This window comes from Weissella cibaria (assembly GCF_004521965.1).
In the GTDB taxonomy this organism is placed as follows: Bacteria; Bacillota; Bacilli; order Lactobacillales; family Lactobacillaceae; genus Weissella; species Weissella cibaria_A.
On the sequence record NZ_SDGK01000066.1, the window covers coordinates 1 to 502 of the forward strand.

Sequence of the window (502 nt, forward strand, 5' to 3'; positions counted from 1 at the left end):
CGATGGCGTCCGTCAATTGGATTTCGTTACCCTTACCAGGTGCCGTGTTCTCCAACTCTTCGAAGATTTCTGGCGTCAACAAGTAACGTCCGATGATTGCCAAGTCTGAAGGGGCATCTTCTGGCTTTGGCTTCTCAACGAATGAGTTAACTTGGTGCAAACCGTCTTCAACTTCCGTTTCAGGTGCAATCACACCGTATTCAGAAACTTGCTCGTGAGGAACCTTCATCACAGCAAGCGTTGACTCGCCTGTCATGTTGTAACGGTCGATCAATTGCTTAGTCAAAGGCGTCTCATCAGCCATCAAGTCATCACCCAACATAACAACGAATGGCTCGTCACCGATAAATGACTTTGCCGTCAAAACGGCGTCTCCCAGTCCACGTGGGTGTGATTGACGGATGAAGTACAAGTTAATGTCAGTCGTCTCTTCAACCAACTTCAATAATTCGTCCTTACCCTTTTCCTTCAAGTTGTTTTCCAACTCTGGGTTTGAATCGAA

The 502-nt window shown here is 46.8% G+C and carries 1 protein-coding gene; it reads right to left on the reverse strand.

Features of this window, described 5'->3' with window-relative positions; genetic code table 11:
• A partial coding sequence (locus tag EST42_RS08170; protein WP_134644981.1) for a UTP--glucose-1-phosphate uridylyltransferase occupies positions 1 to 502 on the reverse strand: 502 nt, incomplete at both ends.